Origin of the sequence: Paenibacillus sp. YN15 (genome assembly GCF_003285005.1) — a bacterium.
Classification (GTDB): Bacteria; Bacillota; Bacilli; order Paenibacillales; family NBRC-103111; genus Paenibacillus_AR.
Window position 1 is genome coordinate 15,941 of record NZ_QMFA01000001.1, and the last position, 18,905, is coordinate 34,845.

Here is an 18,905-nt window from a genome sequence, read left to right on the forward strand (position 1 = left end):
CTAAATAGGTAATCGTTTTTGTATGGGCATATGGAATTTTTCGGTTCCGGATGCCTTTTTTTACCACATCAGAATATTTAAGCTCTTTACAGCATTAAAGCGCGTAAGGTAAACACTCTGATTGGCGATAAAAAGTTCCGCTAAACGCGGTCGCTCATCCTCGAAATACTCCGATAGGAATTTTTCTCATGCATACATTCATATTGTTGTTATGATTAGAAAGGAGTGACTACAGCTTGAGAAAAAGACGAAAATCAGAGCGAATCAGCCGGGTTTCCCTCACCATGATCTGCATGATGCTGGTCCAGATGCTGCTGCAGCCCTTTAGCGGCTTCAGCTTTGCGGCAGAGGCGGAGCCCATTGAAGGCTTCACCTTAATAAAAAGCGCGGATAAGGCTGAGGTGCAGGTTGGCGAGGAGTTTTACTACACCATCTCCTTCCAGGCCGACAGTCCCACCGCCGTAGGCAAGGATATTATGATTCAGGATGTTCTGCCGCCGCAGTTCCAGCTTATTACTCCGCCCCCCGGCTGGTCCGCAAACGGGCAGACGCTTACGACTTACGTAGGACCCAGCTATCCCTTCCGGCTGGAATCCGGCTCAAGCACTGTTCACCAGTTCAAGGTGAAGGCGCGGCCAACGGGCAGCGCTTCTCCCGTCACAACAGTCAATACTGTTGTAGCGACGGATTTGAGCGAGCCGGGACACCGCACGGAAGCAACCGCAACTGTCGTCATCAAGGCGGACCCGAATCCGTCCACCCCAACACCCACACCGACCCCTACTCCCGTGGAAGTAACTTATAACCGATGGGAAACCTTCAAAACCCAGTTTACCGGCTATGATCCCGCAGTTCCGATTATTGGCGGTCCCGTTACATATAAAGTGGGCATTAAAGGCGTGTCCGGCAGCAACGGTTCAGGAACTCTGAAGGATATCCAACTGGTGGATCAACTGCCATGGACGCTGCCGCCGGGTGTGGAGGTGACCTTCCCCAATGCCGCTCCCCAGGGCAGCACCCGGGTTTATGATGAAGCAGCCAACACGGTTACCTGGAGTGTATACAGCCTAAACGCCGGCCAAACCTTCGAGGATACGATTCAGGTGAAATTCCCGGATTATTACGGGTATGCGCAATATTCTCCCGTTGATCAGGTCAACACCGTGACCCTGGCCACCTACAGCATTACCGGAAACGGTACGGTAGGCGGCACCTCCAGCTCGGTAACGGCCAAGTTCGGCCCCCCTGTGGCGGCGGCTCCCGATTTGGTTAAGGAGAGGCAATACGAATACCGCTATCCCGGCCAGTGGCAAAAATACACCATCAGCGGCATTGCCAATGTGGTGAACAATGCCAACAGCGCCTTGACCGATCTGGTGCTGGTGGACCGTGTGCCTGCGGAAATGGATTTCACCTCGGTGACCCTTCCCGCCGGGTGGACCACCATCGAATATGAAACCAGCGCGGCTCCCGGCACCTGGAAACCGGCTGCCGGCGTTAATCCCAACGGCGCGGCCAGAACCCTCTCCATCGGCACCGGTGTGGGCAGCCCCATCCGCCTGACGGGAGACGAATATCTCACCGGCTTGAAGTGGACCTTTGCCAAGCTGGAGGCCGGAAAAACCATCGCCCCCATCACCCTGGAAGGCAAGGTGAGGGAACAGCATCCGGCTACCCAGGCGCCTGTGTCCCACGGAACCACAGTGACCAACAATGTTTATCTGGATTACAGGCTGCTGGACACGGTTAATCCGGGCACAGTGCTTCAGGGCGTGCAGAAAACAGCCAGCGCCAGCTTCAAGATTAACGAGCCCAAACCCTGGCTGGCGGTCAAAAAGACCTTTGCCACCAATATGACCTACGGCCCTCTGAACCATGTTCCGTTTACCATTCAAGTGGGCAATGATTTGAAGGCTACCGGCCCTTATCATAATCCGGTTATCTATGATGTGCTGCCTGCCGAATTCGAGTATTATACCGATCCCCTGATTGCCGATCCGGCGGCCGCTTTGGCCCAATCCTACAAGCTGGTCGGCGCTCCTGCGGGGCTGGCGAAGCCCAAGCTGGAGATTCTGCCTCCCGCCCCTGCCGCTTCCGCCTATGCGGGAAGAACTATCGTCAAGTGGTACTGGGATGAGCCGGTAAAGCTGAATCCCGGAGAGAGCTTCCAGCTGACCTATACGGCCAAGGTTAAAGCCGGCACGGAGCAAAGCAGCTCCGGTTATATCAACGATGCCTTTATTACCACCGCCGATTCGGCCACGTTCTGGTATGACGGCGATCCTGATCTGGACGGTCCGGTGCAGGGCGGTCCTGTTGACCGGGAGCGCTGGGAGCAGGCCCATGGGGCCATTGCCAACCCCAACCTGCCTTCTGCGGACAATTACGGCTATTATGTACACAGTGCGGCCAAGGTTCCCATTGTGAAAATTGCCCTGGTGCAGTCCACCAAGTGGAACAGAGGGGATCTGGACCCGGTGTTTGTAGCCAGCGACAATTCGTCCTACGTGGGCGCTCCCGCTGTTCCGGTGCTTCCCTTTGACGCTCCGGATTCGCCGTCCTATACAGAATTCCCCCGTTACAGCGTAAGCTTCGAGGGAGGGACGGCAGACTACAAGGTGGTTATCCGCAACAGCGGCAATACCCGTCTGGGCAAAATTGATGTGTTGGATATTCTTCCCTATGTCGGCGACGCGGCGCTGCGGGTGTCGGGAACGAACTATAGTCCCCGCGGCTCCCAATGGCGGCCCAATCTGGCGGAGGTTCCCCCCTCCGGGATGAAGAGCTTCACTTCATCGGAGGCCACGGGAAGCAGGACGGTGGGATTCCGGCTGAACACCTATTACAGCAAGTCGGCGGACCAGGATCAGGTGGTCAACTTCACCAATGCCGCCGGCCCCAAAACCGGCTGGGTTGCTCAGACTGACTTTACCGGCAGCGATTTGTCGGACATCAAATCCCTGTATTTCGAGATCACCAATATTACCGGCAGCGACGGCAGCCCGGGGCTGAAGGCCGGAGACTATATTGTGCTGGATTGGAAGATGGATGCCCCGGTGGGCGCGCCCAAGGGCAAAATCGCCTGGAACTCCTTCGCCATCCAGGCCCAGGAAATCAACAACGGCCTGAAGATGCTGCCCACAGCGCCCAATAAGGTAGGCTTTATTATTGACCCGACGGATGCGCATTTGCCGCTGGGTGAAATCGGCGATTTCGTCTGGTTTGACAGCGACCGCAACGGGCTGCAGAATGAACGGTTTGACGGCGACCCGCAGAAATCCGGGATCAACGGCATTACGGTGAATTTGTACAGAGCAGGTGAAGCGGCGCCCTTCAAATCCAGCAAAACGGGTTATGACGGCAGCGGCAATCCGGGGTATTATCTGTTCCAGGGTCTTGATCCGGGACAATATATTGTGGAATTTCTGGTTCCCAATGTTTATGAGGCGACTCAAACCAATGCCGAAGGGCTGGACCCTGCTCATGCCAATGGCAACGACTCCAATTTCACAGTGAAGGGAGCTTCGTCGGGAGGCTTTACGCCATACCGCACAGATCCGATTTCCTTAGGGACTGCGGAGAAAAACCGGACCATTGATTTGGGCCTTGTGGAATCAGGCCGGCCGGGTTATCCCAGCGCTGCTTTAACAAAGGAGATTACCGGCGTGGAGCAGGGGACTGCCGCTGACGCCCCGATCTCCCAGGCGTATGCAACGGAAGGCAATCTGGTCAAATACGCCATTACCTTCACCAACACCTCCTCTGTGGTGCTGCACAACATCAAGCTTGCCGACCGGCTGGACCGGGGACAAAGCGGATTTGTATTTACCAAGCTGATCTATGACGGCCAGGAAGCGGCGTTGAACGGCAACGGCCACACCCATCCGGAGTTCATCAGCGGAATCAGCAACGATGGAACGGCGGCGGAGCCGTATGTGATCGTGCGCAGCCTTGATCCGGGCAAGAGCATCCGCCTGGAGGGGCAGTATCCGGTTGTAGCGGCGGATGCGGACGGCACGAATCTGGGCAACGAGGCCACCGCCTACTATAATGAGGCTTCGGAACCGCTGAAGGCCCCCGCGGAGCTGCCGATTGCCGGAATCCGGGTGGAGAAGACCGGGGATGTCTCCACCGTCACCCAGGCAGGAACCGTAGTCCATTATACGGTGAAAATCACCAATACCGGCTCCGTGCCGCTCCATCAAGTGAAGCTGACGGATACCAAGGTGGCCAACCTTCCGGTTATCCCCCTTCTGGAGCCGGGAAAAACCTTCACTCACTCCTATGCCTACACGGTAAGCAGCGCCGATATAGCCGGCAGCCAGTTGGTCAATACGATAACGGCCAAACCGGAGGAACCGGTCCGCGGCAGCGATACCCATACCATTCCGGTGGGCGGCGGCAATGGCGGGCCGACGCCAACGCCAACGCCAACACCGACACCAACACCGACGCCAACAACGGAGCCCACAAGTGATCCTACGTCCGAACCCACCTCGGAGCCCACGTCGGAGCCCACAGTGAGCCCGTCGCCGGGCACCGGCGGAACGCCGTCACCGTCGCCAACTCCCTTGGGATCTCCGGGGACGGAAACGGACATTGACGAGGAGACGCCGCCCCTGGGCGGGCCCAGTCCGACACCGGGCCTGACAGCAAGCCCGGCTCCCACACCGGGCGCTTCCGGAGGCAGCTCTCCCGCACCGACCCCCGGCTCTGAGGGCGGGGATGAGGTGATCCTGGGGGAAGAGAAGCCGCCTTTAGGGCCGCCGGGCGCATTGCCGGTTACCGGTGAGGACGGCAGGCTGGTCTGGGAGCTTACCGGCTTCGGCCTGCTTTGCCTCGGACTTCTGCTGCACCGACGGCGCCGCAAGCTGTAAAGCCCGCAAAAAGCATGATGCCTCCGGAACAGTGCTCCGGAGGCTTTCTTTTTCGTCAATCCCGGGTATGCCTGAGCGAAAGGGATAATGGGCGAAAAGGGCCAGGGAGATGCCATACTCCCCGGCTTCCCTCTCCCAGTGAAAATTTTCCATTGTCCATCAGATGTAACGGAACGCAAAAACCGTTATAGTGGAGGTATGCAGACTGCCGGAAGGGAGAGAAATGGCGCATGGCAAAAAAACTATCGTACGTCCTCATATTGGCCGGCTTGCTGGTCATGCTGTTCCCTTATGCGCGGGAATGGTACTATGACTGGCGGCAGGAGCGGCTTCTGGGCGAGATGGAAAGCCAGCTTTTTCAAGCGGAGGAGCCGCCGGAAGCGGAAGCGGCCAAGGAGGCCGCCTACCGGGAGCTGTCCCGGCTGATGGCGCAGGAATCCAGCGGCGGCGCAGCAGCGGGTGAAGCTCCGGACGAAGCCGTTCCCGGTCCAGCCTCCCCGTCGCCGGGGGAAGAATCCGCCCAGCCTACGGCTGAGCCCAAGCCTACACCAACCCCTAACCCGGCTATCGCCATTTTGACCATTGACAAAATCAACCTGAAGCTCCCGGTGCTGGAAGGGGCTACCCAGGAAAACATGAAGCTGGCGGCAGGCCATATGGTTGAAACTACTCCCTTGGGAGAAACGGGGAATGCGGCCATCGCAGCCCACCGGGCGTTGACCAAAGGAAGGCTGTTCAACCGGCTGGACGAGGTGGAGGAGGGCGACCGGATCGTCATCGACCAAAAGGGCAAACGCACGGAATACATTGTCTTCCGGACGTTTTTGGTGGAGCCCGAGGATGTTTCGGTGCTGAAGGGCAGCAAAACAGAGAAAATCCTCACCCTCATCACCTGCGACCCCGTAGTCAACGCCACTCACAGGCTGATTGTTCAAGCTAAAGAAGCATGATCTTGCAGAGAAAATCTGCATGTGGAAAAACGCCGCCGGATCAGTCCCGGCGGCGTTTTTGTGTCCATAGCAATTATTTAACTGGATATATTCTTTGTTCAGTATTTGTTCAGACGGATCATGTATAGTTTTCGTGATAGAATGGGCAATTTTACCCTATTTATATGCCTAAAGTATCATGAGAGGAGATAGGATGGATGAGGCTTAAACGCAAAACTGCCAAAATAAGCAGGATTTCCATTGCGCTCATGTGGGTGATGCTGCTGCAGATGCTCCTGCAGCCTTTTGCGGGAATCAGCTTTGCCAGCACCCCGATTGATGGCTTCACCTTGACTAAGGAGGCCGACAAGGCGGAGGTTGAGGTTGGAGAAGAGGTGGTGTACACGATCCGCTACCAAGTGGACGGTTCCACCGCGGTAGGAAAAACAGTCCAAATAAAGGATGTTGTTCCCTCCCAATTCGAGATCCTGGAGGTTCCGGCCGGATGGAGCAAAAGCGGTCAAACCGTGCAGCGTACGCAGGAGCTAGGTTCGGGGACAACTGTGGCTGATCAGATCAGAGTAAAGGCCAAACCCACCGGAAGCGCTTCTCCAGTCTCCACAGTCAACAAAGTAACGGCTACGGACCAGGGCGATCCCAGCCGGGTTACAGAGGCTACAGCTTCCGTTACCATTAAGGCTGATCCCAATCCTGTTTCACCATCGCCGTCGCCCAATCCCACTCCCGTACAGGACACCTACAATAAGTGGGAAACCTTCAAAACCCAGCTTACAGGATTGAGCAACAGCTCGATTCCCATTGTGGACGGCATAGTTACATATGAGGTAGGCATTAAAGGCACAGCCGGCAACACCGGCGCGGGAAATCTCACCAATATCACATTGGTGGATCAACTGCCTGCCAATCTTCCCGCCGGAGCCGAGGTTACGTTTCCCAATGACCCTCCGCCTAGTGGAAGCACCAGAGACTATGATCCGGGCAGCTCCACCATCACCTGGACCATTCCCAGTATCGGCGCCAGCCAGACCTTCAAGGATATCATTAAAGTAAAGTTCCCAGATAATTACGGCTACAGCTTTACAACAAGCAATCCCGAGTCGCAGATCAATACCGTTACGTTGGATACTTACAGCATCGATGGGAAGGGTATTATCGGCGGCAGCAGCAGCTCGGTGACGACGAAGTTCGGCCCGCCTGTATCGGGGGCTCCGGTCTTGAGCAAATCCAGGCAGTACGACTATCGCTATCCGGGCCAAACCCAGACCTTCACGATCAAGGGCATCAGCAATGTGATCTCCAATGCCAATTCGGCCTTGACTGATCTTGTTCTGGTGGATACCCTGCCGCCGGAGATGAGTTACAGCAAGATTAGGCTTCCGGCCGGCTGGAGTACGTTCCAATATGAAACCAGCTCCGGCGGGGGATGGAAAACTGCCACCGGACTGCCCACGGTCGGCACCGCCAGAGACCTGACAGTAGGCGGCACCGGGAATAATATTGTTGTGAACGCCGGCGAATACCTGACCAGAGTGAAATGGACCTTCGCCAAGCTGAATCCGGGCAGCACCATTTCCGATATTACGGTTACGGGCACCGTACTTGCCAATGCCAACGGAACGGGAACTCAGGTGAAGCATGGCGACACAGTAACCAATTCCGCGTATTTGGACTACAAGCTGCGGGATACGACTAACCCCGGCGTAATCATTCCCGGAGAACCGCTGACGGCTGCCGCTTCCTTCAAGATCAATGAGCCCAAGCCATGGCTGACGGTGGATAAAACCTATGACGACACCGTGCGCTACGGGCCGCTGATCAATGTGCCCTTCACCCTTCAGATTGGCAATGATCTGAAGGCAACAGGACCATATGAGAATCCGGTCATTTACGATGTGCTTCCCGCCGAATTCGATTATTATACCAATCCCAAGATCGCCGATGCGGCAGTGGCACTTGCGCAGTCCTTCCAGCTTGTTAACGCGCCTTCCGGATTGTCCAACCCCAAAATTGAAATTATTCCGGCTGCGGCCTCTCCTTATCCCGGCCGCACCATTGTGAAGTGGTACTGGGATGAAAGTGAAGGGGTGAAGCTGCTGCCTGGACAAAGCTTCACGATCAGGTATGAGGGAGTAGTAAAGGCCGGCACGGCGCAGAACAGCCCAGGCTACACCAATGATGTGTATATCACTACCGCCAGCCAGAACAAGGAATTCTGGTATACCGACGACCCGGATTGGCCGGCCAATCAGGATGCGGCTCCCGATCTTGACAGCTGGAGAACCCGTCATCCTGGCATCCATAATAGCGTACTGCCTTCCACTGACAACAATGCTTATTACGTTCATGACGATGTAAAAATTCCGATTGTCAAAACAGCCCTGGTCCAATCCACCAAGTGGAACAGGGGAGATCTGGAGCCGATTTTCCGGGCAAGCGACAATCCCGCTTATCAGGGGGAACCTGCTTTGCCGGTCATCCCGTTTGACTCTGAGGGAAATCCCCAGTATACCGAATTTCCCCGGTACAGCGTAACGTTTGAAGGGGGAACGGCGGATTATAAGCTGGCTATCCGCAACAGCGGCAATACCCGGATTGGAAAAATCGATGTTCTGGATATTTTGCCGTATGTAGGGGATTCCGCCCTGCGCGTCTCCGGGACTGCACTGACGCCGAGAGGCTCCCAATGGAAACCGAATCTGGCTGAGGTTCTTCCCTCAGGTGCCAAGACATTCACGTCGTCTTCGGCAACCGGCAGCAAGACGGTTGAATACCAACTGACCGCCTATTACAGCAAATCCTCCGATCAGGATAAGGTAGTAAATTTCACGAACGCAACGGGCGGAAAGAGCGGATGGGTTGCCCAAACCGCCCACAGCAGCGATAATCTGACAGACATCAAGTCACTGTATTTTGCAATCACCGGCATCAAAGGCAGCGACGGCGAAAACGGGCTGGCTCCGGGAGACTATATCGTCCTGGATTGGAAGATGGATGCTCCGGTAGGAGCGCCAACGGGGGAAATTGCCTGGAACTCCTTCGCCATTCAGGCTCAGGAAATCAATAACGGCCTGAAGATGCTGCCCACCGCCCCCAATAAAGTAGGTTTTATTGTTGACCCGAATAGCGTTCACGTCCCTCTGGGCGAGATTGGCGATTTCGTTTGGTTCGACAGCGACCGCGACGGCTTGCAGAATGAACGGTTTGATGGCGACCCGCAAAAATCCGGCATTAACGGAATTACGGTAAATCTGTACAAGGAAGCCGGTAACGGGCAGCCGGAAGCCGCGCCCTTTAAAAGCAGCAAAACCGGGTATGACACCAGCGGCAACCCCGGATATTATCTGTTCCAGGGCCTGGAGGACGGCAGCTACTACGTGGAGTTCGTACTCCCGGAGCATTATTTGCCGACCATCCCCGATGCCGATGGAGCGGACGACGCTCAGGTCAACGGCAATGATTCCAACTTTACTACAGCCAAGGCACTGTCAGGCGGGTACACATCCTATATGACCAAAAGAATCGTGCTTCCCGAGGCCGGGAAAAACAGAACCATTGATTTTGGCCTGGTGGAAAAGCAAAAGCCCAGCGGCAATCCCACCGCCACACTGGATAAGAAGCTTGAACGGGTGGAATTGGGAAGCTCCACAGCTTCAACAGTGTCCCAAGATTACGCGGTGTCGGGGAACAAGGTGCAATATTCCATAGAATTCAAGAATACTTCATCGGTTACCCTGCACAATATCAAGCTGATGGATCAACTGGACCGGAATCAGGCCGGTTTTGTCTTTACCAAGCTGATCTATAACGGAGAAGAAATTCCCTTGAGTCTGAACAGCCATGGCCGTCCGGAGATTATCAGCGGCCTGGACAATGACGGCACTAAGGCTGCTCCGTACGTTACAGTCAAAGAGCTTGAACCTGGGAAATCCATCAAGCTGTACGGAGAATATTCCGTTGCCGCCGCGGATGTGGACGGCACACATCTGAAGAACACCGTAGAGGCGTTCTACAACGAGGCAACCCAGCGGCTTACGGACGATGTCGAGGTTCCCCTGGCGGCCATCGATGTGGAGAAAACCGGAAGCGCCCTGGCCGTTTCCCAGGCAGGGACCGTTATTACCTATACGGTTACCGTAAAAAATACCGGTTCTTATCCTCTGCATCATGTTGTTTTGACCGACAGCAAGGCTTCCGGCTTGCCGCCTATCGCGAAGCTGGAGCCGGGAGAGGCGAAGGAGATCACCTATACCTATACGGTGACTTCGGCGGATTTGACGGGCGCGGAAATCGTCAACACTGTTACGGCTGCCCCCGATGAAACACCCCGGGATACCGACAGCCATACGACTCCCGTAGACTCAACCAAGCTGGGCAGCATCGGCGACTATGTATGGTTTGACCGCAATGAGAACGGCATTCAGGAGGCGGGGGAGCCCGGCATCAACGGGATTGTCGTTAAGCTGTACAACTGGCTGACACAAGAGCAGATTGCCGAGATGGCGACCCGTGACAACAACGGCAAGGCGGGTTATTACAAGTTTGAGGGCCTTGGCGCGGGCAGCTATTATGTACAATTCGTCATCCCGGCTGATTACGGCGTCACCTTGCCGAATATTGGCGCAGCGGATACGGATTCCAATGCAACGGACAGCAACGGCAACACGGGAAAAATTGTGATCAACAGCAGCAACTGGCATGATCCGACCATTGATCTTGGTCTTGTGCCGCGGGGCGAAATCGGCAACTATGTCTGGCTGGACAGCAACCATGACGGGCTTCAGAATGATGGGGATACACCGGGGATCAATGGCATAGAGGTAAAGCTGTACAAGGATTCCTCTGCAGGCGAACCTCTGGCCGTCACCACCACCCGGGATGGTCCTGACGGCAAACCCGGCTACTACCTGTTCGACAATCTGCTGGCTGGTGACTATTATGTCCAATTCACCATTCCCGGGGATTACAGGAAAACGGTGGAAGAGGCCGACTCGGACAGAGGGCAGGACTCCAATCCTACCAATGAGCAGCATATCACAGACAAAATCTCCATCGGAGAAGGGCATTGGGTTGACCCCACTATTGACCTGGGTCTGGTGCCGAAGGGAGTAATCGGCAATTACGTATGGTTTGACCTTAACCGAAACGGCAAGCAGGATGAGGTTGCCGAGTATGGACGCAACGGCGTCTCCGTCAAGCTGTATGATGAGAACAAGCAGCTTCTGAAGGAGACGGTTACCGCTGACGATGCTTCCGGCAAACCCGGCTACTACCTGTTCGACAATCTGCTGGGCGGCAAGTATTATGTGCATTTTACCGTTCCCTCCGGATATGTATTGACGGTGGCGGAGAATGCCGAAGCCGGAGCTGCATTGGATTCCAACCGGCTTGAAAACGGCTTTACATCCGTAATTGCAATAGGGGATGCGGATGTGTGGGAGGATCTCACCATTGACATCGGCATCAGGACTGAGGATAGTTCCGGCGGAGGAGGGTATATCCCGACACCGACACCTACTCCGACACCAACGGCTACTCCGACGCCAACACCCGGCCAGTCTGCAACACCGACGCCAGTACCCGGTCAGAGCGCATCACCTGCGCCGTCTCCATCCAACAGCGGCAATCCCGGAACGAATCCGGGCGGCTCCAATGAGATACCGATTGAGAATGAAACCACGCCCAAGGATACGTCCAAGGAGGGCGATGTAACGGTTCCTGACGGAGGAAAAGCGGATCTGGGCAAACAGCCTGAGAACGGCAAGGTTCAGGTGGATGACAAGGGCAAATGGACCTACACGCCGAATCCCGGCTTCACCGGCCAGGATAGCTTCAGTATTGTGGTGAAGGACGAGGATGGCAATGAAGAAGAGGTTCTGTTTGAGATTGATGTAGAGGATGTGCCGTTGGATACGTCCGAAGGCGGTTCCCCCATAACGGGCACTTTGCCCAAAACAGGGGAAGAAAACAGGCTTTCCTGGGAACTGACGGGGTTTGGACTGCTTTGTCTGGGCATGTTCATGCGCAGACGCAAACGCAGGCTGTAATATCTGTATGAAGCAACGCCGCCGGAGCTGGATTCCGGCGGCTTTTTTGCTCCCTGGGGAAAAGGCATATTTTTCTACAACTCTATTGAAAAAATGTCGAAAATCTGATAGATTATTATATAAGAAGCAGTGCACGATAAACGGCAAACCTGTTGAAAAGCAGGGACGCAAAGCTACAGGGCCTTCCCTTCATCTGAAGGATGGCAGCCAGCCGCCGAATGTAATTGGCTTTTTTTGTTTTATGAGCATTCGCCCCAAACCTAAACCGATAAACGGCAAACCTGTTGAAAAGCAGGGACGCAAAGCTATAGGGCCTTCCCTTCATCTGAAGGATGGCAGCCAGTTTCCGAAGGAGGTTTTTTTCATGCGGAAATTAGTCACATCTATCCTTGCAGCAGGTATGCTGTTCGCGTACACAAGCGCAGCATCCGCCGCATCCTGGCTGAATGACAGCAATATTGCCGTCGGTTCCATCGGCGTACAATACCAAGCAGACTCCGGAGCCCGCGTTAAGGTCATGGTGACCAAGGACGGGACAAGCTATACCTACGACTTGAAGAACAACGGCACGGAAGAAAGCTTCCCCCTCCAACTGGGCGATGGCACTTACAAGATCTCAGTGCTGGAGAACACCACCGGCAACAAGTACAAAAGCGTATATACCGCCACCAAGGATGTTGTGCTTGCCGATTCCAATGCCGTATATCTGAACTCCACCCAAAATGTGAACTGGGCTGCCGCTTCGGATGTTATAGCCAAAGCCGGGGAATTGACAGCAGGCAAGAGCAGCGACGAAGAGAAGGTTAAGGCAATCTATGAATATATTATCGGCCATATCACCTATGACTATGAACTGGCTGCCAATGTAGCTTCGGGCTACGTCCCCAATCCGAGCCAAGTATTGGCAAGCGGAACCGGAATCTGCTACGATTATTCCGCTCTCTTCGCTGCTATGACCCGCAGTGTCGGCATTCCTGCCAAGCTGGTGATGGGCGACTCGGAATATGTGAAGGAATACCACGCCTGGAACGAAGTGCTGCTGAACGGGGTTTGGGTAACTGTGGATACAACAGTGGACGCCGGAACCGGAACCGCGGATTTTGCCAAGGACAGCAGCAAATACGTTGCAGCCAAGGTTTACTAACTAATACAACCATAACAAAAACAAGTCCGGGGATCATCCCCGGACTTGTTCATTTTTTCCGGCCTGCAGCCCGCTCCTCCCGCTCCCATTTTTTGAGATTGGGGTAAGGGTCGAAGGACCATTCTGTCAAACCATTGTCCCGGTAGAGGCCAAAATGGAGGTGGGGCGGGAATTTGCCGGAGGTGCCGGGTTTTCCGTAACCCGAGCTGCCTACCCAGCCAATGACTTGGGCAGGCTTGACCACATCTCCGGTTTTGACCTCCTTGCTGAAGCCGGACAGATGGGCGTAATAATGGTAGACGTTATTCAAATCCCGGATGCCTACCCGCCAGCCGCCGAAGGGATTCCAGCCCATCACTTCAATTATCCCGTAGCAGGTGCTGCGGACCGGAACCCCATGATGGGCAAAAAGATCCGTCCCTTCATGAATCCGGTCTCCCCCCCATCCGCGGCTGGCTCCCCAGGTGTCGCGGTAAGAATAGTCGGCCCCAAGGGGAAGGGGAAAGGCATGGGTGAACAAATCCAAAGTTCCAAAGGCAGCGTAAATTTTAGAAAACTGGGTGATCCGCTCCACTGCCCGGTTGTTCTGGTAATATTCCCATAGTCCAATCCGCAAATTTTCCTCGTCCGTCCCGAACCGGGTGATTTGCCGGGCATAAGCGGCAAGCCTGTCCAGATCGCTGTTCCGGTCAGCCTGCCCATCCCCGTCTCCGTCCACTCCTTTTCCTCCGAAGGCGGCAATTCCTTGAGGGCTGGTATCCCCCCGGTCCGGATTGGATAAGCCCGTCCAGTCCTCCGGAGAAAAATAAATCCCCACCAATCCGTCTCCGGCCGAACGTTTCTTCACAAAATTGATGGTCCGTTCATATTGATCGGCAGCAGCCAAATCATGCCACCGGATGCCGGTGATGGTCCCGGTCTCCTCAAACAGCGCTTTGCGCGCCCCATAATTTGGACTGGCTGACGCGGCAGGCTGGGGGGCCGAGACTTCCGCCTCTTCTGTCCCTGCCGGCGCCGCTGCCGCAAACCCCGCTCCCGCCAGCCAGAGGAAGGCCGCCGCTGCTGCGATGCCGCTGTACCGGTGCCGCCGTCTCATAAAATCTTCCTCCCGCTCTCATATTCCGTAAATTTGACATGTAGGCCATAAGTGTTGTGCTATACTTAGCATGTTTAAGGGAGCCCCATTTTATCCTGATAAACGATCCCCATGGTTTAGAGAGGATTGAAGCAAGGCATTTTCACAAGACTTGGGAGGCGCATGAATTGGAGCATTTGCATAGGCAGGAGCATACCGACGGGGGCATGGTCATTCTTCAGGCGAATCTGGATGATATGAATCCCGAATTTACCTCTTATATTACCGATCTTTTGCTGGCCGCGGGGGCCAATGATGTGTACTGGATTCCGATTATTATGAAAAAAGGAAGGCCGGGCATTATGCTGAATGTGCTGGTGGGTGAAGAGGGGATCGCCGCTATGGAGCAGGTGATCTTTGCGGAAACCACTACACTGGGGCTGCGGTATGTCCGGGCGGAATGCCACCGGCTTGGACGGGAGTTTGTCCGGGTGGAGACCCGCTTCGGGCCCATGTCGGTGAAGGTGGGATATCATGGAGGCAAGCCTGTCCAATTTGCTCCGGAGTTCCGGGAATGCGAGGAAGCGGCGCGGCGGTTTGGCGTCCCTCTGAAGGAAGTCTACGAGGAAGTGCGTAGCCGCTATCGGGAGCTGGCGGGGCCCTTGGTGTAAGGCGGAAGCCAACAAAAAAAAGTGAATGAATATTCAGCCGCCTCCCGCCAAATAGGGTGGAGGCGCTGCTTGAATATCCATTCACTTGCGTTTCGCGGCAGAATTTAGTGCTTGGTGTCGCAGGGAGCTTCGCCATTCAGCTTTTCTTCATGAAGATGGGGCGGCGTCTCGTGGCCGACTGCCTCTTCAACATGATCATGAGGATGGGAATGGGAATGCCCGTGGTGGGAATGCTCACCGTGATGATGCTCATGGGATGCGCCATGATGGTGGTGGTGATGAGCGTGCTCATGGACATGCTCGATGTGGTGCAGCTCATGATGGCTGTGCCACTTGTCCAAATAAGGCTCCGTATGCCCGATCACCACCCGCAGAACATTGGGCTGATCGGCCAAATCCCGTGTGCCGGCTCCATAGCCGATGCTGTCCACAATCATGGACGGCAAAGACGTCAGGAAGCCGGTAGCCGTTCCGGCAATAATGCCTGCGCCTGTAGGGGTGGTCAGCTCCATCCGCAGGCGGCTTTCGGCAACGGGCAGGCCGCGCATCATCTCCAGGGTGGCCGGGGCCGGAACGGGATACAAGCCGTGATCGATGCGGATGGAGCCGGAGCCCAAGGGTACGGGGGAGCTGATGATTTTCTCCGCGTCCAGGGAATCCAACGCCAGCGCCACGCCGATTACGTCTACAATGGAATCAATGGCGCCAACCTCATGGAAGTGGACCTGCTCCACCGGCACGTCATGGATTTTAGCCTCCGCTATGGCGATTTTCTCGAAAATGGAGAGCGCCAGGGCGGTGGCTTTTTCGCTGAAGCCAGCCCGGACGATCATCTCGGCAATATCCTTGTAATGGCGGTGGTGCTTAGGCGGGTTGGCCTCATCCAGCAGAACGTCCAGCTTAAGGGCGGAGACCCCGCGTTTGGTCACCCGGGTCCACCGCAGGGTGAACGGGTCTACAGGCAGCTTGGCCAGCTCCTGCTCCACATAATCCTTGTCCGCGCCTGCATCCACCAGAGCCGCCAGCGTCATGTCGCCGGCAATTCCTGAAAAACAATCCAGATATACGATTTTCATAAAGGTGATTTCGCCTTCTTCTCCAGATTTTGTTGGATGACTCCGGCTGCATAGCCTGCCCCAAAGCCATTGTCGATATTCACCACGGTAACCCCGGGTGCGCAGGAATTCAGCATGGCCAGCATCGCCGCTATTCCGTTCATGCTGGCGCCGTAGCCGATGCTGGTGGGAACCGCGATGATCGGCTTGGCCACCAGTCCGCCCACTACGCTGGCCAAGGCTCCCTCCATGCCTGCCGCCACCACAATAGCGTCGGCCTCCCGCAGAATGTCCAGCCGCTCAAACAGGCGGTGGATGCCGGCAACTCCCACATCATAAATCCGTTCCACCCGGCTGCCCAGCATCTCGGCGGTAACGGCGGCTTCCTCCGCCACAGGCAAATCCGAGGTTCCCGCACAGGCCACGGCCACATAGCCATGTTTGGAGGGGACAAAGGGCTTTTGCCGCCAGGAGATGGTCCGGCTTACGGGATCATAATGGGCGGCAGGCACATCCCGCAGCACCGGCTCCGCCTGCTCCGAAGTGACCCGGGTAGCCAGCACCCGGTCTACATGCTCCGTCAGCTTCAGAAAAATGGCGTGAAGCTGCTCAGGCGTTTTTCCCTGGCCGAAAATCACCTCGGGAAATCCTGTCCGGCGTTCCCGGTGCACATCCAGCCGGGCAAAGCCCATGTCCGCCGTGCCGTCCGGCTCCTTGGCTTTGAGCATCTCCCGGATGTGGACCTTGGCCTCCTCGGGATTCAAATCCCCGGTATGGACCAGCTTCAGCAACTGATCAATGTCCATTACTTGGCGACTTCCTTTCTTTGCTGCTTCAGGGATGGGGCCAGCACCTCGTTCATGCTGCCTGTCCGGTATCCCGCCAGATCCAGCGTCACATAGGAGAAGCCGAGAGAGCTCAGCTTTTGATGGATGGCTTCCTTATGCTCCAGTACCTTCATGATTTCGTCGGGCAGCACTTCGATGCGGGCAATTTTGTCGTGATGGCGGACTCTCACCTGATAGAAGCCCAGCTCCGCCAGGAAAGCCTCTGCCACATCCAACTGGTCGATTTTGTAGCGCTCGATTTTGGTTCCGTACGGAATGCGCGAGGACAGACAGGCGAAGGAGGGTTTGTTCCAAGTGGGCAGCCCCAGCTCCTTGGAAAGCTGGCGGATTTCCGCCTTGGTCATCCCGGCTTCCTGTAAAGGACTGCGGACGCCGCGTTCATTTTTGGCTTGCAGGCCGGGACGGTAGTCTCCCAGATCATCCATATTGGAGCCGTCCACAATCACCTCGTAGCCCTGGTCGCGCGCCAGCTGCTGCAAATGGGTAAACAGCCCTGTTTTGCAGTGGTAGCACCGGTCCGGATTGTTGGCGACAAATTTCTCGTTCTCGAATTCCTTAACCTCAGTTTTGATCAGACGGACGCCCATCTCCTCCGCCAGCGCCACGGCCGCATCGAATTCACGGCTGGGGAAGGTTTCGGATGCGGCGGTTACTGCCAGCACCTGGTCGCCGATTTCCTGCTGGGCTCTTTTCAGGAGAAATGTGCTGTCCACCCCGCCGGAAAAAGCCACCAGAATGCGGCCCATGCCGCGCAGGATATCGCCAAGCAGGGCGTTTTTTTCCTCTGTCGACAAAGCTTTCTCCACTTTCGATTCCCTCCGTTCTTATAACGGCTCTTGTGATGGAGCCGGCTAATGTTTCAGATATGATCTGTATATGAATCGGGTTCAGATTTCTATTTTAGCATACAATCCCTGTCATGTCTGTTTTGGCGGGGAGCGGGACAAATCTGATGCAGGCGGAAAATTCCTTTTCGTGCTTTTCGTGTTATAATAAGAAAACATAGCGCAGCAGCAGGAGACGGTGAAGGAGGCAGCGGTCTTGTATCATATCGGGGGTAATACCTATTCATTGGTCTTGGACCATAAGAACGGATGGAACTACGAGGTTTTTCGGGACAGGTACAGCGAGGTGCTGGACCGGTATGATTTTATAGTGGGGGACTGGGGCTACAATCAGCTGCGGCTGAGGGGCTTCTTCAAGGAACCTAACAATAAGGGGAGCAAGGATTCGTCCATTGCGCTGCTCCATGATTATTTGAACGAATACTGCAATTTCGGCTGCGCCTATTTTATCATTGAAAAGCTCGCCTCCCGCAAAAACGCCGAGGGCCGCGAGGATGGCGACGATTCCGAGGGGAACGGGCTCTACGAGGCGGAGCGTTCCCGGGAGTATGAGCTTAAGCCGCGCCACCAGTACCAGCGCAAGCAGCAGGAGACGGCGGAGCCCCGCCAGCGGAATGGGCAGGAGAGGTTTACGGCAGCCGTACATACTCTGACAGACAACGGGCGCAAGCCCGCCCAGCAGGAGGGCGGGAAGCGGGATGGAGACCGTGAGCCCCGCGGCGGGCAAAAGGGGCAGGATAACCGGCGCGGCCAGGAAGGCTCCCGCAACGGGCGGGACCATGGCGGGGGCAAGCCCCGAGGCGAGGCCGATGGGGGACGCCAGCGCGAATTCGGCGGCGGCAAACCCCGCGAACGGGAGAACGGCGGCCGCGAGGGTGAGGCCGGCAGGAAGCGGGAGCAGGACGGCCGCCGCAGGGAGCAGCAGGATTCCCGCCACCGCGAGCAGCAGAACCGCCCCAACCGCGACCAGCAGCCCGGCGAGCGCAAGCAGCAGGGGCAGCCTCAAGGGGAAAAGGGCAAACACCATCCTCCGCGGAACAACAACAAGTCCGGCGGCAACGGCGGGGAGCATCAGCGGAACCGGGACAAGGACCGGGAGAAGCGGAACGACCGTGAGCGCGAACGGGACCGGGAAAAAGGCCGGGCGGAGCCTCTGGTTTAACACGCCGGCTTCGGCTGCGGCGAAGAGCAAAAACAAGCCCAAGACAGAAGGCGGAAGCCTTCGGCGTCTTGGGCTTTTTGGGTTGGTTGGGAAGAGGGGCGCTCAGGGAGAGGAGCCGCTACAGCCGTCCTCCGCGCGGACACAGAATCCGTTAAATGCCGCAAAAATGCTGTTTTCTCATGTACGCGGACAGAGAATCCGTTATGGGGCGCCAAACAGCCGGATTGGGCGTCA

At 56.0% G+C, this 18,905-nt stretch carries 10 protein-coding genes and 2 riboswitches; of the genes, 6 read left to right on the top strand and 4 right to left on the bottom strand.

Features of this window, described 5'->3' with window-relative positions:
• Positions 1-236 precede the first annotated feature (236 nt).
• The 4 genes from DQG13_RS00065 (at position 237) to DQG13_RS00080 (ending at position 13,015) form a co-directional block, all read left to right on the top strand.
• Entirely contained in the window at positions 237-4,877 is a 4,641-nt protein-coding gene (locus tag DQG13_RS00065) for a DUF7507 domain-containing protein (protein WP_146767068.1), read from the top strand.
• Positions 4,878-5,107: 230 nt separating this feature from the next.
• Positions 5,108-5,827: a class D sortase gene (locus tag DQG13_RS00070; protein ID WP_258525378.1), complete on the top strand. Its 720-nt coding sequence runs from the start codon at positions 5,108-5,110 to the stop codon at positions 5,825-5,827.
• 197 nt (positions 5,828-6,024) lie between these two features.
• The gene (locus DQG13_RS00075; protein WP_113017339.1) at positions 6,025-11,871 is read left to right on the top strand and encodes an SdrD B-like domain-containing protein; all 5,847 of its coding nucleotides are present in this window, start codon (positions 6,025-6,027) and stop codon (positions 11,869-11,871) included.
• Positions 11,872-12,003: 132 nt separating this feature from the next.
• A riboswitch (cyclic di-GMP riboswitch) is annotated at positions 12,004-12,090 on the top strand.
• A gap of 45 nt (positions 12,091-12,135) precedes the next feature.
• Positions 12,136-12,222, top strand: a riboswitch (cyclic di-GMP riboswitch).
• A 13-nt stretch (positions 12,223-12,235) separates the two neighbouring features.
• Entirely contained in the window at positions 12,236-13,015 is a 780-nt protein-coding gene (locus tag DQG13_RS00080; protein ID WP_113017340.1) for a transglutaminase-like domain-containing protein, read from the top strand.
• Between the two features lie 49 nt (positions 13,016-13,064).
• Here DQG13_RS00080 and DQG13_RS00085 read toward each other — a convergent pair whose 3' ends face one another.
• The gene (locus tag DQG13_RS00085) at positions 13,065-14,111 is read right to left on the bottom strand and encodes a M23 family metallopeptidase (protein ID WP_113017341.1); all 1,047 of its coding nucleotides are present in this window, start codon (positions 14,109-14,111) and stop codon (positions 13,065-13,067) included.
• Between the two features lie 167 nt (positions 14,112-14,278).
• Here DQG13_RS00085 and larC2 point away from each other — a divergent pair, with 167 nt between their 5' ends.
• Complete coding sequence (larC2, locus tag DQG13_RS00090) at positions 14,279-14,761, top strand: nickel pincer cofactor biosynthesis protein LarC2 (RefSeq protein WP_113017342.1); 483 nt, start codon at positions 14,279-14,281, stop codon at positions 14,759-14,761.
• 104 nt (positions 14,762-14,865) lie between these two features.
• Here larC2 and larC read toward each other — a convergent pair whose 3' ends face one another.
• The 3 genes from larC to larE are packed head-to-tail and all read right to left on the bottom strand — an operon-like array spanning position 14,866 to position 17,470.
• On the bottom strand, positions 14,866-15,837 hold the full coding sequence (larC, locus tag DQG13_RS00095; protein WP_113017343.1) for a nickel pincer cofactor biosynthesis protein LarC: 972 nt from the start codon (positions 15,835-15,837) through the stop codon (positions 14,866-14,868).
• The gene (gene larB, locus DQG13_RS00100; RefSeq protein ID WP_113017344.1) at positions 15,834-16,622 is read right to left on the bottom strand and encodes a nickel pincer cofactor biosynthesis protein LarB; all 789 of its coding nucleotides are present in this window, start codon (positions 16,620-16,622) and stop codon (positions 15,834-15,836) included. Before larB ends, larC begins: the two co-directional genes overlap by 4 nt.
• The gene (gene larE / locus DQG13_RS00105) at positions 16,622-17,470 is read right to left on the bottom strand and encodes an ATP-dependent sacrificial sulfur transferase LarE (RefSeq protein WP_258525379.1); all 849 of its coding nucleotides are present in this window, start codon (positions 17,468-17,470) and stop codon (positions 16,622-16,624) included. The genes larB and larE overlap by 1 nt, the downstream gene beginning before the upstream one ends.
• 235 nt (positions 17,471-17,705) lie before the next feature.
• On the opposite strand from larE, the gene DQG13_RS00110 reads away from it, so the two are divergent.
• Positions 17,706-18,671 carry a YutD-like domain-containing protein gene (locus tag DQG13_RS00110; RefSeq protein ID WP_113017345.1) on the top strand — a complete coding sequence of 322 codons (966 nt, stop codon included), beginning with the start codon at positions 17,706-17,708 and terminating at the stop codon, positions 18,669-18,671.
• Positions 18,672-18,905: the final 234 nt, after the last annotated feature.